Source organism: Acidovorax sp. (assembly GCF_046341535.1).
Lineage (GTDB): Bacteria > Pseudomonadota > Gammaproteobacteria > Burkholderiales > Burkholderiaceae_C > Acidovorax.
Genome location: NZ_JBKDRI010000026.1, coordinates 1 through 16,111, shown reverse-complemented (window position 1 = coordinate 16,111; position 16,111 = coordinate 1). Strand labels below are relative to the sequence as shown.

The 16,111-nt window shown below is 67.0% G+C and carries 15 protein-coding genes; 7 read left to right on the top strand and 8 right to left on the bottom strand.

Annotation, left to right across the window (positions count from 1 at the left end; translation table 11 throughout):
* The 5 genes from ACK543_RS01470 to maiA form a co-directional block, all read left to right on the top strand.
* A partial coding sequence (locus ACK543_RS01470) for a sigma-54 interaction domain-containing protein (protein ID WP_409941109.1) occupies positions 1-1,591 on the top strand: 1,591 nt, incomplete at its 5' end.
* A 435-nt stretch (positions 1,592-2,026) separates the two neighbouring features.
* Positions 2,027-2,596, top strand: a complete 570-nt coding sequence (locus tag ACK543_RS01465) for an OsmC family protein (RefSeq protein ID WP_409941108.1) — start codon at positions 2,027-2,029, stop codon at positions 2,594-2,596.
* A gap of 99 nt (positions 2,597-2,695) precedes the next feature.
* Complete coding sequence (locus tag ACK543_RS01460) at positions 2,696-3,853, top strand: acyl-CoA dehydrogenase family protein (RefSeq protein WP_409941107.1); 1,158 nt, start codon at positions 2,696-2,698, stop codon at positions 3,851-3,853.
* On the top strand, positions 3,850-5,193 hold the full coding sequence (locus ACK543_RS01455; protein ID WP_409941106.1) for an FAD-dependent oxidoreductase: 1,344 nt from the start codon (positions 3,850-3,852) through the stop codon (positions 5,191-5,193). The genes ACK543_RS01460 and ACK543_RS01455 overlap by 4 nt, the downstream gene beginning before the upstream one ends.
* Before the next feature lie 5 nt (positions 5,194-5,198).
* The gene (gene maiA / locus ACK543_RS01450; RefSeq protein ID WP_409941105.1) at positions 5,199-5,855 is read left to right on the top strand and encodes a maleylacetoacetate isomerase; all 657 of its coding nucleotides are present in this window, start codon (positions 5,199-5,201) and stop codon (positions 5,853-5,855) included.
* Between the two features lie 182 nt (positions 5,856-6,037).
* On the opposite strand, the gene ACK543_RS01445 is transcribed toward maiA, so the two are convergent.
* The 7 genes from ACK543_RS01445 to ACK543_RS01415 form a co-directional block, all read right to left on the bottom strand.
* Entirely contained in the window at positions 6,038-6,616 is a 579-nt protein-coding gene (locus tag ACK543_RS01445) for a histidine phosphatase family protein (RefSeq protein WP_409941104.1), read from the bottom strand.
* Positions 6,617-6,856: 240 nt separating this feature from the next.
* Entirely contained in the window at positions 6,857-7,300 is a 444-nt protein-coding gene (cynS, locus tag ACK543_RS01440) for a cyanase (RefSeq protein ID WP_409941103.1), read from the bottom strand.
* A 131-nt stretch (positions 7,301-7,431) separates the two neighbouring features.
* Positions 7,432-8,301, bottom strand: coding sequence for an ABC transporter ATP-binding protein (locus tag ACK543_RS01435; protein WP_409941102.1), 870 nt, complete (start codon positions 8,299-8,301; stop codon positions 7,432-7,434).
* Complete coding sequence (gene ntrB / locus ACK543_RS01430; protein WP_409941101.1) at positions 8,291-9,163, bottom strand: nitrate ABC transporter permease; 873 nt, start codon at positions 9,161-9,163, stop codon at positions 8,291-8,293. Before ntrB ends, ACK543_RS01435 begins: the two co-directional genes overlap by 11 nt.
* A gap of 1 nt (position 9,164) precedes the next feature.
* Positions 9,165-10,571 carry a CmpA/NrtA family ABC transporter substrate-binding protein gene (locus ACK543_RS01425; RefSeq protein ID WP_409941100.1) on the bottom strand — a complete coding sequence of 469 codons (1,407 nt, stop codon included), beginning with the start codon at positions 10,569-10,571 and terminating at the stop codon, positions 9,165-9,167.
* Between the two features lie 146 nt (positions 10,572-10,717).
* Positions 10,718-11,404, bottom strand: coding sequence for a response regulator (locus tag ACK543_RS01420; protein ID WP_409941099.1), 687 nt, complete (start codon positions 11,402-11,404; stop codon positions 10,718-10,720).
* On the bottom strand, positions 11,401-12,609 hold the full coding sequence (locus ACK543_RS01415) for a PAS domain S-box protein (RefSeq protein ID WP_409941098.1): 1,209 nt from the start codon (positions 12,607-12,609) through the stop codon (positions 11,401-11,403). The genes ACK543_RS01420 and ACK543_RS01415 overlap by 4 nt, the downstream gene beginning before the upstream one ends.
* Before the next feature lie 75 nt (positions 12,610-12,684).
* Between ACK543_RS01415 and ACK543_RS01410 the strand changes: the two genes are divergently transcribed.
* Positions 12,685-13,524 (top strand): ABC transporter permease, encoded by an 840-nt coding sequence (locus ACK543_RS01410; RefSeq protein ID WP_409941097.1) that lies wholly within the window; start codon positions 12,685-12,687, stop codon positions 13,522-13,524.
* 144 nt (positions 13,525-13,668) lie between these two features.
* On the opposite strand, the gene ACK543_RS01405 is transcribed toward ACK543_RS01410, so the two are convergent.
* Complete coding sequence (locus ACK543_RS01405; protein ID WP_409941096.1) at positions 13,669-15,258, bottom strand: GMC family oxidoreductase; 1,590 nt, start codon at positions 15,256-15,258, stop codon at positions 13,669-13,671.
* A gap of 119 nt (positions 15,259-15,377) precedes the next feature.
* On the opposite strand from ACK543_RS01405, the gene ACK543_RS01400 reads away from it, so the two are divergent.
* A partial coding sequence (locus ACK543_RS01400; protein ID WP_409941095.1) for a 3-hydroxybutyryl-CoA dehydrogenase occupies positions 15,378-16,111 on the top strand: 734 nt, incomplete at its 3' end.

Genomic DNA, 16,111 nt, shown 5'->3' with positions numbered 1-16,111 from the left:
CGCGACCGACTGGCACGCGCAAGAGCTGCTGCTGATGCGCGAAGTGATGCGGCTGGTAGGCCGCAGCCTCGCGCCGGGCCGGGTACTGCGCGAGATGCTGCACCTCATGAGCGAACTGCTGGGCCTGAACCGGGGCCGCATCGTGCTGATCGATGCCGACACCATCGGCGCCAGCCGCACCGCCTCCATCCAGCACGCCTATGGGCTGACCCGGGCCGAGATGGCGCGCGGCCGCTACGCCTGGGGCGAGGGCATCACCGGCCGGGTGCTAGCCACGGGCCAGCCTGCCATCGTGCAGGACATCGATGCCGATCCGCTGTTCCTGGCGCGGGCGGTGCAGCGCGACGCACTGCCGCCCGAGACCCTGGCCTTCATCGCCCTGCCCATCGAGATCGACAACACCCCCATGGGCGTGCTGGCCTGCCACCGCATCCGCAGCCGCCAGCGGCACCTCAACGACGACCTGGCGGTGCTGCGCGTGCTGGCCACGCTGGCAGGCCAGCTTCTGCGGCTGCAAGCCCTGGTGGCCGAGCAGACCAGCCAACTGCAGGCGCGCAATGAAGTGCTGGCCCAGGCCCTGCAGACGCAAAGCGCGCGCTACGGCCTGGTGGGCAGTTCGTCAGCGCTGCTGCAGGCGCTGGGCGAGCTTGAGCGGGTATCCCGGACACAGGCCACGGTGCTGCTGCTGGGCCAGTCAGGCACAGGCAAGGAGCTGTTCGCCCGCGCGCTGCACCTGGCCAGCGACCGGCACGACCGCCCCTTCATCAAGGTCAACTGCGCGGCCATACCCGAGTCGCTGTTCGAGTCCGAGCTGTTCGGCCACGACAAGGGCGCGTTCACCGGCGCGGCCGCCTCGCGGGCGGGCTGGTTCGAGCAGGCAGACAGCGGCACCCTGTTTCTGGACGAAATCGGCGAGCTGCCGCTGGCCCTGCAGGCCAAGCTGCTGCGCACGCTGCAAGAGGGCACCCTGGTGCGCCTGGGCGGCCGGCGCGAGGTGAAGGTCAACGTGCGCCTGGTGGCCGCAACCCACCGCGACCTCGCGCACGAAGTGCAGGCCGGGCGCTTCCGGCAGGATTTGTACTACCGCCTGAACGTCATCCCGATCCGGCTGCCCTCGCTGGCCGAGCGGCGCGAAGACATCCGCGCGCTGGCCCTGCACCTCGTCAGCCGCGCCAACCAGGCCCACCAGCGCAACGTGTACCTGACCGCCCAGGCGCTGGCGCGGCTGGAGGACCACCCCTGGCCGGGCAACATCCGGGAGCTGGGGAACGTGATCGAGCGGCTGGTGCTGTTGTCCGATGACCCGCAGATCACGCCCGCCCGGCTGGAGCGTTTTCTGCCCGCAGCGGCAGGCGCGGTGGACGCGGCGCGCCCCCAGGCCGTGGCCGCAGCGCCCCGGCCAGACCACGCGCCTGCGCCTGCAACCGCAGCGCCGCTGGTGCGTGAATACATGCCCGCCCGCTCGCACAGCGTGCAGGCCCTGCAGGCCGCGCTGCAGGCACACCAGGGCAACCAGTCGCGCGCGGCGCAGGCGCTGGGCCTGACGCTGCGGCAGTTTGGCTACCGATTGCGCAAAGCCGGCCTGCGCTAGGAGCCTGTCGGACTTGGAGCGTCGAAAGCGAAAATCGGCCCCGGCGAGGACAGTTTTTGCCGAATTTGCAGCCCCATAGCCGAGCGATGGGGCAAAAAGGCGGTTAAAAATGGACCGCTGCGGTCGATTTGCAGCCGACGATTTCCAAGTCCGACAGGCTCCTAGCGACCTGCCTCCTGGCTATGCCGACACTGTGTTGACATTGTGTCAACACAGTGTCTCCTCTTACGCCCTGCCCGCGACGCAAGGCGCACACCACACGCGGGGCAATGCTATTACTTTAATAGCAATAAAACCAATGAATACAAGCGCTAATGGCGTTTATCACCCTAAAAAGACGTGTCAGCACCCGCTGGCATGGGCATTGCAATAAGAGAGGCAGGAGCCATCCGGCTCCCTGACTTTCTGCCACCCCGCGTTTTCCAGGACTCCGCCATGACCACTGTTGCACTCCAGCCCACGGGCCCCGTCACCACCATCACCACGCACCTGCGCCCCATCGACCGCGACGGCCTGATGGCCTTTGCGGACAAGGGCCGCGCCAACCCGGCAAGTCGGGGCACCAACAAGGTCCGCACGGTGATGGAGGGCCAGTACCGCTCGCTCAGCTATGTGGGCAACCACGCCCCCGTGGTGGTGGACGAGCCCCTGCACCTGTTCGGGCAAGACACCGCACCCGCACCCGGCGAAATCGTGCTGTCGGGCCTGGGCGGTTGCCTGGCGGTAGGCATCACGGCCGTGGCCACCTGGAAGCAAGTCAAGCTCAGCAAGATCGAGATCCTGATGGAAGGCGACATCGGCAATCCCGCCGCCTGGGGCGCCGGTGGCGCGCTGCAAAAGACGCCCCCTGAGATGGGCTTTCAGGCCATCCGCGTGAAGGTCGTGCTGGAGGGCGACGCGCCGCGCGAGGTGCTCGACGAGATCGTGCAGCACGCCAACTTTTACTCGCCGGTGGCCAACACCATGCGCAACCCCATCCCCTTCGAGATCAGCCTGGCGGACTGACCCGACCGGCCCGACCCCCGTTTTGGCTGCGCTGGTCGAAGCCCCGCGACCGGCTCAGTGCGAACGGACACGCCAGACCACCGCACGCAAGGACTCTCCATGAACGCCGCCGACCTGCCCCGTGATGCCACCCACCTGCCACCGCTCGCTGGCGACGCACTGCTGACCGCCGTGCGCGCCGTGGCGCAAGGCCCGCTGCAGCAGCAGGTGGAGGCCATCGACCGCCAGGGCCACTACCCGGCGGCGGTACTGCGCGAGTTGGCCGCACTGGGAGCCATGAGCGCGCACCTGGATCCCCCCGTGGGCGCGGGCAGCTATGCGCTGGCCATCCGCGCCATGGCAGAGGTCTCGCGCGTGTGCGGCGCCACCGGCTTCATGATGTGGTGCCAGGCCGTGTGCGGGCTGTACCTGCAGCAGTCGGGCAACCCGGCGCTGGCGGGCGCGGTGCTGCAGCGCCACGCCAGCGGGGCCAGCCTGGGCGGCACCGCGCTGTCCAACCCCATGAAAAGCTACGCGCAGATCGAAAGTCTGCTGCTCAAGGCCACGCCGGTGGAAGGCGGCTATCGCGTCAACGGCACCCTGCCCTGGGTCAGCAACCTGGGGCCCCACCATTACTGCGGCGCCATTGCGGCGGTGGTGGAGGCCGATGGCAGCACCAGCCAGCGCGAGGTGATGTTCCTGCTGCGCTGCGATGCCCCCGGCGTGGAGATGCGCGAATGCCCCAGCTTCTCGGCCATGGAGGGCACGGGCACCTGGGCCCTGCGGCTGCAAGACCATTTCATCGGCACGGCCGACATCATGGCCGACCCCACCCGGCCCTTCATCGCACGCATTCGCGCCGCCTTCGTGATGCTGCAATGTGGCATAGCTTTGGGTGTCACGCAGGGTGCCATCGACTCGATGTGGGCGGTCGAGGCACCCCTGGGCCACGTCAACCAGTTCCTGGAAGACCGGCCAGCCGCACTGCAGGCCGAGCTCGATGCGCTCACCGCCCGCGTGATGACGCTGGCCGAGACGCCATTGGACGGCAGCACCGGGTTCTTCATCGACGTACTCGATGCGCGGGCCCACGGTGCCGAGCTGTGCCTGCGCGCCGCCCAATCAGCCCTGATGCACCAGGGCGCGCGCGGCTACCTGATGAGTTCGGACGTGCAGCGCCGCGTGCGCGAGTCGCACTTCGTGGCCATCGTCACGCCCGCCATCAAGCACCTGCGCAAAGAGATCGCCCGGCTCAGCACCGAGGAGATGCCGGCATGAACACGCCGAAACATCGCTCCGAAGAAGCCGAAAAACCCGTTCAGGCCAAGCTAGTCCAGGCCCTGCAAGCCCTTGGAAACGCCCAGGGCGAACAGTTGTTGCGGGCTGGCGGCGCAGCGCAAGCCCTGGCGCCCTGGCAGCAATACATCTGCAACGCCTGCGGCTACATCTACAACGAAGCCGAGGGCGACCCCGATGGTGGCCTGCCCCCCGGCACGCGACTGGCGGACATCCCCGACGACTGGGCCTGCCCGCTGTGCGGTGTGACCAAGGCCGACTTCGCGCCCTACACACCCCCCGACCTGGCCGCGCTGCGGGCGCAGGCCGTCTGCGGGCCTGCGCCTGCAGCGCGCCAGACTCCCGGCGTGGTGATCGTCGGCGCCGGCCGCGCGGGCTGGCAACTGGCCGAGACGCTGCGCGCCATGGATGCCGCGCTGCCGATCACCGTGGTGACGGCCTGCGCCGGTGATGTGTACGACAAACCCCTGCTGTCGGTGGCCGTGGCCCGCCAGCTCAGTACCGGAAAACTGGTACGCGAAACCGGCACCGCCGCCGCGCAGCGCCTGAACGTGCGCCTGCTGGCGCACACCCATGCCATCCGCATCTGCGCTGACACGCAGCAGTTGCGCACCACGCGCGGCACCTTGCGCTACGACCGGCTGGTGCTGGCCCACGGCGCGCAACCGGCGCTGCCCTCCGGCCTGCCCGCCGCGCTGTGCTGGCGCGTGAACCACCTGGGCGCTTATCTGCAGTTGCGTGCAGCCTTGGGCAACACCCCGAGGGACGTGCTGATCGTCGGCGCCGGTCTGATCGGCAGCGAACTGGCCAACGACCTCGCGCTGGGCGGCCACCGCATCACGCTGCTGGATACGCAGCCGGAACCGCTGGCGCGCTGGCACGACGCGCAGGCCGGCGCGCAGATGCTCCAGGCCTGGCAAGACCTGCCGATTCGCTTTGTCGGCGGCGTGAGCGTGGCGCAACTGAGTCGATTGAACGGGCACTACCACCTTGCCACCGCATGCGGCCAAAACTTCCTGGCCGACCAGGTGATCGCCGCCACCGGCCTGCAGACACCGAACCGGCTGGCGCACAGCGCCGGGCTGGCGTGGCGCAATGGCATTGACGTGGAGCCCGCCACGCTGCGCACCAGCGACCCGCGCATCCACGCCCTGGGCGACTGCATCACCGTGAACGGGCAGGCCAGCCGCTTTATTGAACCGATTGCCCGCCAGGCGCGTACCATCGCGGCCGACATCTGTGGTGGCACTCCACAGCCCTACGAAACGAGACCGGCGCCGGTGCGTGTGAAAACAACGTCGCTGCCACTAACGCTGCACTGAGCACTATGCCGACTTTCGACCTTTATGGCTTCTGGCGCACCTCAGCCACCTACCGCGTGCGCGTGGCCTTGGCCATGAAGGGGCTGCAGGCGCACGAGCACATCGTCAACCTCGACGCCGGCGAACAGCACACCCCGGCCTACCGCGCGCTCAACCCGCTGGGCGGCATCCCGACGCTGGTGGAGCCGGGCCATGCGCCGCTGACACAGTCGCTCGCCATCCTGGAATTTCTGGAAGAAACGCAGCCCGAACCGCCGCTGCTGCCACCCGACCGACACGGCCGCGCCCGCGTGCGCGGGCTGGCGGGCATGCTGGCAGCCGACACGCACCCGCTGATCACGCCACGGGTGAAGAAGTACCTCATGACGCAGGGCCGCTTTGACGATGCCGACTGGCGTGCCTGGCAGACGCACTGGTTCGGCACCGGCCTGCGCGCCGTGGAGCAGCGGCTGGCCAGCGAATCGGACACCGGCCTGTACTGTCACGGTGACACCCCGACGTTGTCCGACATCTGCCTGGCCAGCGTGATGGCGGTGATGCAGGTGTTTCAGATCGAAGTGGAGGACATCCCGACCATCGAGCGCATCGTGGCGCGCTGCCAAACGCTGGAGCCTTTCGCTCGCGCCCACCCACGCCGCCAGTCGGGTGCGCCGGCGGCCTGAGCGCAACCTGGGCGCGGCTAGGAGCCTGTCGGACTTGGAGCGTCGAAAGCGAAAATCGGCCCCAGCGAGTACAGTTTTTGCCGAATTTGCAGCCCCATAGCCGAGCTATGGGGCAAAAAGGCGGTTAAAAATGGACCGCTGCGGTCGATTTGCAGCCGACGATTTCCAAGTCCGACAGGCTCCTAGGCTACGCGCAGCCGCGCCAGCACCCGCAGGGCACCCCCCTCGGCGCGCAGCAGCAGGCCCTCGCCCGAATCGGTGTTGGCATCGGCCAGAGCCGACAGCACGAACATGTGCGTGACCCAGACCTCGAAGCGCCCGCGCTGCTGCGATACAGCGGCCAAGCCCTCGCGCAGCTCACGCAGGTGCGCGGCGCTGGTAGCCTCTGCTGCGCCGTGCGGTGAGGCGAGCGCGGGCCAGGCTTCGGCCTGGTTGAAGGCCAGTCGTGCCGTGTCGAGGCAACGGCACCAGGGGCTGGATCGCACCCGCGCGGGCTGCAGGCCCTGGGCCTGAAACCAGCGCCCGATGGCGCGCGCTTGCTCGCGCCCCTCTTCGCTCAGATTGCGCTGGGTGCGGCAGTCGTCCACACGAAAGCCCGGCGGATCGAAGGTGCCGGGCGCCAGGGCATGGCGGAACGCAACCACCACGCCGCCCTGGCGCAGCAGCGTTGCCGCGTCGGGTTCCGTGGCAGTCACGCCCGAGGACGTCAGCGGCAGCGCCGCAGCCAGACTGGCCTGGATCAGTTGTCGCCGTTGCACCATCGCCCCTTCATCACATCACGGATGCCCCCGATGTTAGGCCGCCTGCGAGCACAACGGGGGCGCCACGGGTAAACCAGTGGCGCAGCGGGGGTTCATCGGCGCGGAACCGGGTTCCCTTCCGGCAAGGTCAGCCTAAAAACGGCAGTTGGATGCATTTGCCAGCGCTGCTGTTGGGGTGCCAGGCAAGGAGTCCACGCGGTGTGCGCCAAGGTGACCAGCGGTCAACTGCCGTTTTGAGGGTCAGTACTGCTTGTACGGCAGGAACTTGCCCGACAGCACCACGTTCACGCGGTCGCCATGGGGGTTGGCCTCGCGCTGGATGTCCATGCTGAAGTCGATGGCGCTCATGATGCCGTCGCCAAACTCTTCGTGGATCAGCTCCTTGATGGTCGCGCCGTACACGCTGACCACTTCGTACCAGCGATAGATCAGCGGGTCGGTGGGCACGGGCGTGGGCAGCGAGCCCTTGTAGGGCACGACCTGCAGCCACTTTTGCTCCTCGGCCGTCAGGCCGAAGATCTTGCCCACCGCCTTGGCCTGTTCGGGCGTGGCGGTCATCTGGCCCAGGCACAGCGCTGTAGTCCATTCTTTCGATTGGCCCACCTTCTTGGCAATGGCCTCCCATTGCAGGCCCTTGGCGACCTTGGTGCTGATGATTTTTTCGGTGACGTCGTTGCGGTTCATGGTGATGGCTCCTTGATAAAGAGGGATTAAAAATGGGCGCGATTCGGGCCAGGGCAGCCGTGCAAGGGCCGCCCCGCCGCACGGGCGGCGTCCCCCTTGAGAGGGAAGGCGCGAAGCGACTCAGGGGGTGTTCACGCCTTCGCCCGGGTGACCAGGAAGTCCACGATGTGGTTGCGCAGCCCGTAATAGCCTTCCAGATGGTGCAGGCTGGCGCGGGTGCGCTCGCGCGGCAGCGGGTTGACCACGACCTCGGCAATGCCGCCGGGCCGGTAGCCCTGGGGCGTTTCGTTGCCGTTGCTCATGAGCAGGATGCGGTCGGCCAGCAAGATGGCCTCGTCCACGTCGTGCGTGATCATGAACACCGTCTGCTGCGTCTGCCGCACGATGGTCATCAGCTCGTCCTGGATGGTGCCGCGCGTGAGCGCATCGAGCGCCCCGAAGGGCTCGTCCAGCAGCAGCATCTTGGGCTGAATGGCAAAGGCGCGCGCAATGCCCACACGCTGCTTCATGCCGCCAGACAGTTGCGCGGGCTTCTTGTCGATGGCCGGGCTCAGGCCCACCAGGGCCACGAACTTCTCGACGTGCGCGTTGACCTGGGCGGACTTCCATTCGGGCCAGCGCGACTTGACGGCAAAGGCGATGTTCTGGCGCACCGTAAGCCAGGGCATGAGGGCATGGCTTTGAAACACCACACCCCGGTCCAGGCTCGGGCCCGACACTTCGCGGCCGTCCATGATGACGTTGCCCGAGGTGGCCGTATCCAGCCCCGCCAGCACGTTCAGGATGGTGGTCTTGCCGCAGCCCGAGTGGCCGATGATGCAGACGAACTCACCCTTGTCGAGCGTGAAGGACACATCGGCAAACACCGGCTTGGCGGGCAGATACGCCTTGCCCAGTTTTTCAATCTGCAGGAATCCGGTCACGGGGGCAGCCTTTCGTTGCTGGGGGTCACGGGTGTCGGGGGCGGGCACAGCGGCACGCTGGGTCACCTCACTCCACATAGGTCACCACCTTTTGCAGCTGGCCAAAGGCCAGGTCCAGCAACATGCCCACCACACCGATCACCACGATGGCGAAGATCACGTTGGTGAGCGAGAGGTTGTTCCACTCGTTCCAGACGAAGTAGCCAATGCCCGTGCCGCCCACCAGCATCTCGGCGGCCACGATCACCAGCCACGCAATGCCCATGCTGATGCGCATGCCCGTGAGGATGGTGGGCGCTGCGGCGGGCAGGATCACAAGGAAGGCTTTGCGCAGCGGGTTGACCTCCAGCGTGGCCGACACGGCGAGCCACTCGCGCTTGACCGAGGCCACGCCAAACGCCGTGTTCACCAGCATGGGCCACACCGAGCAGATGAAAATCACGAAGATGCCCGAAATCGACGAATCCTTGATGGTGTAGAGCGCCAGCGGCATCCACGCCAGCGGACTGATGGGCTTGAGCACCTGGATGAACGGATCGAACGCGCGGCGCAGCAGTGGCGACATGCCGATGACAAAGCCCAGCGGTATGGCGACCAGGCAGGCCAGACCAAAGCCCAGCGCCACGCGGCCCAGCGAATGTGCCAGCTGGATGGCGATGCCCTTGTCGTTGGGGCCGTTGTCGTAGAACGGGTTGGACAGATGGCCCCACACCGTGCTGCCCATGGCGCCCAGCGTGGGGAACCCGCTGGTCTTGGTGCTGGCACCGGGGTCCTTGCCCATCATCTTGGCGTACTCGATCTGCTCGGCCGTCATGCCCGCGCCGGGCCCGGCGGCAGCCCCGGTGGGCACAGTGGCGATGTACCAGATGCCCAGCAGGGCCAGAAAAATCAGCACCGACAGCATCGCCGCGCGCAGATGGAGGTGGTTGGTCGAAGCCATGTCAGCCCGCCTTGCGGATCGCGAAGCTGTTGGCGTATTCCGCAGCCTTGGCGGCGTCGAACTCCTTGCCCATGATCTTGAACTTGGGGTAGGCACCATCGGGCACCTTTTGATCCAGCGCCTTCATCTGCTTTTTGGCATCGGTGATGAGGAACACCTTTTCGGCAATCTGCCGGTAGTCCACCTCGCCCTTGATGTAGCCCCAGCGCTGCATCTGCGTGAGCATCCACACGGCCATGCTCTGCCAGGGCATGGGGTCGAAGTCGGCGCGGTCGGGCACGTTCTGGATCTTGCCCAGGCCATCGGCAAACTTGCCGGTCAGCACCTGGTTGAGCACCGCCTCGGGCTGGTTCAGGTAGGCCTGCGGCGCAATCACCTTGGCAATCAGCTCGCGGTTCTCGGGCTTGCGTGCCATGGCGGCCGAGGTGAGCACCGCGCGGTACAGGGCCGCGAACGTGTTGGGGTTCTTCTGGATGAACTCGGTGCTGGTGCCAAAGGCGCAGCAGGGATGACCGTTCCAGAGATCTTTGGTCAGCAGGTGAATGAAGCCGACTTCCTCGAACACGGCGCGCTGGTTGAAGGGGTCAGGGCCCAGGAAACCGTCGATGTTGCCGGCGCGCAGGTTGGCCACCATCTCGGCCGGTGGCACCACGCGCAGTTGCACATCGGTGTCGGGGTTCAGGCCCGCCTCGGCCAGGTAGTAGCGCAGCAGGAAGTTGTGCATGCTGTACTCGAACGGGATGGCGAACTTGAAGCCTTTCCAGTTCTTGGGATCGCGGTTGTCCTTGTGCTTGAGGGCGAGCGTGATGGCCTGGCCGTTCACGTTCTGGATGGTGGCCACGTTCATGGGCGTGGCGTTGGAGCCCAGGCCCATCGAGATGGCCAGCGGCATGGGCGACAAAAAGTGCGTGGCGTCGTACTCCTTGTTGATCATCTTGTCGCGGATGAGGGCCCAGCCTGCCGTTTTGGTGACCTCGACATTGAGGCCCTGCTTGCTGTAAAAGCCCAGCGGGTGCGCCATGATCAGCGGCGTGGCGCAGGTGATCGGGATGAAGCCGATCTTGAGGTTGGTTTTTTCCAGCGCGCCCTGCTTTTCCTGGGCCATGGCCTGCAGGCTGGCCACAGGCAGCACGCTGCTGATGGCGGCCATGGCCGTGCCCTTGCCCACGGCGCGCAGGAAGCGGCGGCGCACCTCGTCGTGCGGAAACAGCGCCTTGACCAGCGTGGCCTCGATGAACTCGTTGCTGTAGGCCTCGAATTCGCCGGCGAGGCTGCGCTCGCGCAGCTTGGCAGCGGCCGCATCGGCAACCACCTCGGCGTGGTGGTCTGCGGCGCTGTGGTCACGGCCACAGCTGCACTTGAGCATCAAAGGACGGTCGGCATCAAACGGCGAGAAGAATTCAGACATGGCACACCTCGAAGGATTGGTGCAAGGCTCTACGCAAAGGACGGGCCAGCTTGTGGTCCGCCAACGGCCCTGCATGCATTTCGTGGTGCTGGCGTCGACACCGTGTAGGGCCAGCACTACACGCACCCCGCCGATGGACCAAAAACTCAGCCCTGCGGCAGCGCACGGGCCAGCAGGGCCAGCTCTACGTCGTTGCGTGCGCCGGTTTTTTCGAGAATGCGGGCGCGGTAGGTGCTCACGGTGTTGGGTGCCAGCTTGAGCTGTGCACCAATTTCGCTCACGCTGTGCCCCGCCGTGAGCAGGCGAAAGACCTGGTGCTCCCGGTACGAAAGCGCCTCCACGCCCACGGGCAGCCCCGGCTGAACCGCGCGCACCACGCCGGTGCGCTCCACGGCCCCGGCCAGCGCCTGGGCCGTGGTTTCGGTCAGGTAGCGCCCGCCCGCAGCCACCTTGCGCACCGCAGCCACCATGTCGTCGGGGTCGGCGCTTTTGTGCAGGTAGCCCGCAGCGCCCATCTGGATGCAGCGCACGGCGTACTGGCGCTCGGGGTAGGTGCTGAGCATCAGCACCGGCAGCGCGGGCCACGCAGTGCGCAGTGCCTGCAGCACTTCCAGCCCGTCCATGCCCGGCATGGCGATGTCCAGCAGCACCAGGTCGAGCCCCTGGGTGCCGCCACGCTGTGCGACCTCTGACAGCACCTCCTGCCCCTGCGTGGCCTCGCCTGCCACCACGATTTCGGGTGGCCCGTTGGCCGGGTCGGCCAGCACCTGCTTGAGGCCTTCGCGAACGATGCGATGGTCGTCGCCCAGCAGCACGCGGATGGCGGCGCTCATGCCAGCTCCCGCGGAATCAAGAGGCGCAGGCACGAACCCCGGCCGGGCTCGCTGTGGATGTGGAACTGCCCCCCCAGCTGCCGCGCCCGCTCGCGCATGCCCATCACGCCGTAGGCGGTGGGCGCCTCCAGCGCCTGCCGCGTGGCGCCCACGCCGTTGTCCTGCACGCGCAGCTCCAGCACGCCGTCCTGCACCCCCATGGCGATGTCGATGGCGCTGGCCTGTGCGTGGCGGCCCACGTTGCTCAGCATCTCCTGAAAGATCCGAAAAACAGCCATCGCCGCCGGTTCGGGAAGTTGCAGGTCAGCGGGAACGTCCATGCGCCAGGTCAGGGTCAGCTCGGCCGATTGCACGAACTCCTGCGCCTGCCATTCCAGCGCGGCCCACAGGCCCTGGTGGTCCAGTATGCTGGGGCGCAGGTCGGTGATGATGCGCCCCACGTTGTCCACGGCGTTCTCGATCAGGCGGCTCATGTTCTGGCACTTGCAGCGCATCTGGGTGCGCATGTCGCCCGCCGCCTCGGCGGTGCGGCCTTCTTGCTCGCCCAGGCGCTTGTGCAGCCAGTTCACGTCCATCTTCAACGCCACCAGCAGGCTGCCCAGCTCGTCGTGCACCTCGCGGGCGATGCGGGTGCGCTCTTCTTCGCGCACCTGCTCGGAATAGGCCGAGAGTTCCCGCAACTGGGCCAGGGCGCTGGACAGCTCGGCCGTGCGCTGGGCCACGCGCTGCTCCAGCTCATCGTTGGCGCGGGCCAGGTCGTCGTGCGCGCGCTGCAGGGCATCGGCCGCCTGCTTGCGCCCGGTGATGTCCACGAAGGTGATGACCGCGCCTTGCACCGTGTCGCCCTCGACGATGGGGTGGCTGGAATACTCGACCGCGAACGACGAGCCATCGCGCCGCCAAAACACCTCGGTATCGACCCGGCAGGGCAGCCCGGCGCGAAAGGCGTTGAAGATCGGGCAGTCGCTGTCGGCATACGGGCTGCCATCGGCGTGCGAGTGGTGGGTGAGCGCATGCATGTTGCGGCCCATCACCTCGTCGGCCGCAAAGCCGATCATCTGAGCGCCCGCGCGGTTGATGAACACGCAGTTGCCCGCCAGGTCCACGCCGAAGACGCCCTCGCCGGTGGATGCGAGCATCAGGTCCAGGCGGTGCTGCCACAGGGCGGCTTGGCCCGCGGACAGGTGGAGAACGTTGGCGGACATGGGCAAGCTGCAAGCAATGGCCGTGCCCGGAGCCTCGCCAACGGGCCCAGCGACTGACGCCGCACAATAGGGCCCATGCAAGCCATGTCCGACTCCGCACATCACGCCGCAGCCCCCGCGCCCGACTCGGTGTGGCGCGCGCCCAGCCTGTCCACCCGCTGCTGGCCGGTCTTTCTGCGCAACCTGCTGGTCTGGCGCAAGCTGGCCCTCCCCAGCCTGGTGGGCAATATCGCCGAGCCGTTGATGTGGCTGGTGGCGTTTGGCTATGGCATGGGCGCGCTGGTGGGGCAGATCACGGTGCAGGGCGAGCCGGTGCCGTACATCCTGTTTCTGGCCAGTGGCTCCATCTGCATGAGCGCCATGAACGCCGCGAGCTTTGAGGCGCTGTATTCGGCGTTCTCGCGCATGCATGTGCAAAAAACCTGGGACGGCATCATGAACGCGCCCGTGCGGCTCGATGACGTGGTGCTGGCCGAGATGCTGTGGGCCGCCTTCAAGGCCCTGTTCACGGTGACGGCCATTTTGGGCGTGATGCTCGCTTTGGGCATCAGCCACAGCCCCAAGCTGCTGGTGGCGTGGCCGGTGCTGCTGTTTGTGGGCATCATGTTCTCCAGCATTGCGCTCATCTTTAACGCGCTGGCCAAGGGCTACGACTTTTTCACGTACTACTTCACGCTGGTGCTCACGCCCATGATGTTCCTGTCGGGCGTGTTTTTTCCGCGCGATCAGTTGCCGCCCGTTGTGCGCGCGATGTCAGACTGGCTGCCCCTGACCAATGCCGTGGAGCTGGTGCGCCCCCTGTTCATGGATCGCTGGCCCGACGCGCCCTGGCGACACGGGACCGTGCTGGTGGTGACCACGGTGGCAGCCTACTGGTTGGCGTTGGCGTTGACGCGGCGCCGGTTTCGCGGCTGAAGGCATTGCGCCGATTTGCTATAATTTAGATAGCAGCTTAGCGAATAGCGTCACGCGTAACCGGCCTAAAAATGCTTGATTTTTCCCGGACGGGGTGCTTGCGCCGTCCCGGGAGGGCACTGCCCCGCCCCCGGCAAGCCCGGCTCAGGCCGACGCGCGCAGCAAATCCACCGCCTTCTCGGCAATCATCACCGTGGGCGCGTTGGTGTTGCCGCTGACGATGCGCGGCATGATGGAGGCGTCCACCACGCGCAGGCCATCGAGGCCATGCACGCGCAGGTTGGAGTCCACCACATCCAGCGGCCCCGGGCCCATGCGGCAGGTGCCCACCGGGTGGTAGATGGTGTCAGCGTACTGGCGGATAACGGCCTCGATCTCGGCATCGGTCTGCGCGCCTGCTGTGGCGGGCAGCTCCCTGGCACCGAATTGCGCCAGGGCGGGTTGCGCCAGGATCTCGCGCAGCCGCCTGAAGCCGCGCACCATGCGCTGCATGTCGTCGGGGTCGGCCAGGAAGTTCGGGTCCACCAGCGGCAGGACCATGGGGTCGCTGTGCGCCAGCGTCACCCGGCCGCGGCTTTTGGGCTGCAGCAGGCACACATGGCCCGAGTAGCCGTGGCCGAGCACCGTCTTGCGGCCGTGGTCCACCAGCTTGCCAATCACGAAGTGCAGTTGCAGGTCGGGCACAGGCTCGCCGGGAGCGCTTTTGATGAAGCCCCCGGCCTCCGCAAAGTTGGTGGTGAGCATGCCCGTGCGCTGCCTGCGCCATTCGGCCATGCCGCGCACGGTGGCCACCATGCCTGCCAGAGACAGTCCAAACAGGTCCTTCAGGTGGGGCGCATCCAGCACCTGCACCACATCGGGGTGGTCGTGCAGGTGGGCGCCAACGCCGGGCAGGTTGTGCATCACCGCAATGCCCATCTGGTGCAGGTGCGCGCCCGGCCCGATGCCCGAGAGCATCAGCAGTTGCGGCGACAGCAGCGCGCCGGCGCTGAGCAGCACCTCGCGCCGCGCCTGCACCCGCTGCACGCTGCCGCCCTGGCGGTATTCCACCCCCACGGCGCGGCGGCCCTCAAACAGGATGCGCGTGGCCCGCGCGCCTGTGACCACCTGCAGGTTGGGCCGGCCCAGGTGGGGCGTGAGGTAGCCCTTGGCCGCGCTGTGGCGCTCGCCGTTTTTATGGGTGACCTGGTACAGGCCCACCCCGTCTTGCACCGCGCCGTTGAAGTCGGGGTTGTGCTGGTGGCCCGCCTGCACGCCCGCCTGCGTGAACAAGTGGCTGAAGCGGTTGGGCGAGCGCAGGTCGGCCACGTTCAACGGCCCCCCCTGGGCATGCCAGTCGTCCGTACCGCGTTCGTTGTTTTCGGCGCGCAGAAAGTACGGCTTGACATCGGCCCAGCCCCAGCCGGGGTTGCCCTGCGCGGCCCAGTGGTCGTAGTCGGCATGCTGACCGCGCACATAGACCATGGCGTTGATGGAGCTGGAGCCGCCCAGCACCTTGCCACGGGGCTGATACCCCCGGCGGTGGTTCAGCGCAGGCTGCGGCGTGGTGTTGAGCCCCCAGCCGTTGAGCTCGAACTTGGCCATCACGGCCAGCCCGGCCGGGCAGTGGATGAACACGCTGCGGTCCGCCGGGCCCGCCTCCAGCAGGCACACCCGCACGGCGGGGTCTTCGGTCAGGCGCCCTGCCAGCACCGAGCCGGCTGAGCCGCCGCCGATCACGATGTAGTCAAACATGCTTTTTTGTCCCTTGTGGTCGGGCCATGGAGGTCCGTGTCGGGGCACCATAACCGAACGAGCGTTCGATTCGCTTTACCATCGGGCCCGTCTGTTTCACTTTGAAGAGAGCTCTCTATATGACGATTCAAACGGTTGGCATCATCGGCGCGGGCACGATGGGCAACGGCATTGCGCAGGCGTGCGCGGTGTCGGGCATCGCGGTGGTGATGGTGGACATCTCGGATGCAGCCGTGCAAAAAGGCCTGGCCACCGTGGCGGGCAGCCTGGACCGCCTGATCAAAAAGGAAAAAATCAGCGCCGCCGACAAGGACGCCGCCCTGGCGCGCATCACCACCTCGACCCGCTACGACGACCTGAAGGCCGCGCAGCTTGTCATTGAGGCGGCCACCGAGAACTACGAGCTCAAGCTCAAGATCCTCAAGCAGGTGGACGACATCGTCGCGCCCGAGGTGATCATTGCGTCCAACACCTCGTCGATCTCCATCACCAAGCTGGCCGCCGCCACCAGCCGCGCCGACCGGTTCATCGGCATGCACTTCTTCAACCCCGTGCCGATGATGGCGCTGGTAGAGATCATCCGCGGCCTGCAAACCAGTGATGCCACGCACGACGCCGTGAAGGCCCTGGCCCAAGCGCTGGGCAAGAGCCCCATCACCGTCAAGAACGCCCCGGGCTTCGTGGTCAACCGCATCCTGGTGCCCATGATCAACGAGGCCTTCTTTGTGCTGGCCGAGGGCCTGGCCACTCCAGAGGATATTGACGCCGGAATGAAGCTCGGCTGCAACCAGCCCATCGGCCCGCTGGCGCTGGCCGACATGATCGGCCTGGATGTGTGCCTGGCTGTGATGGA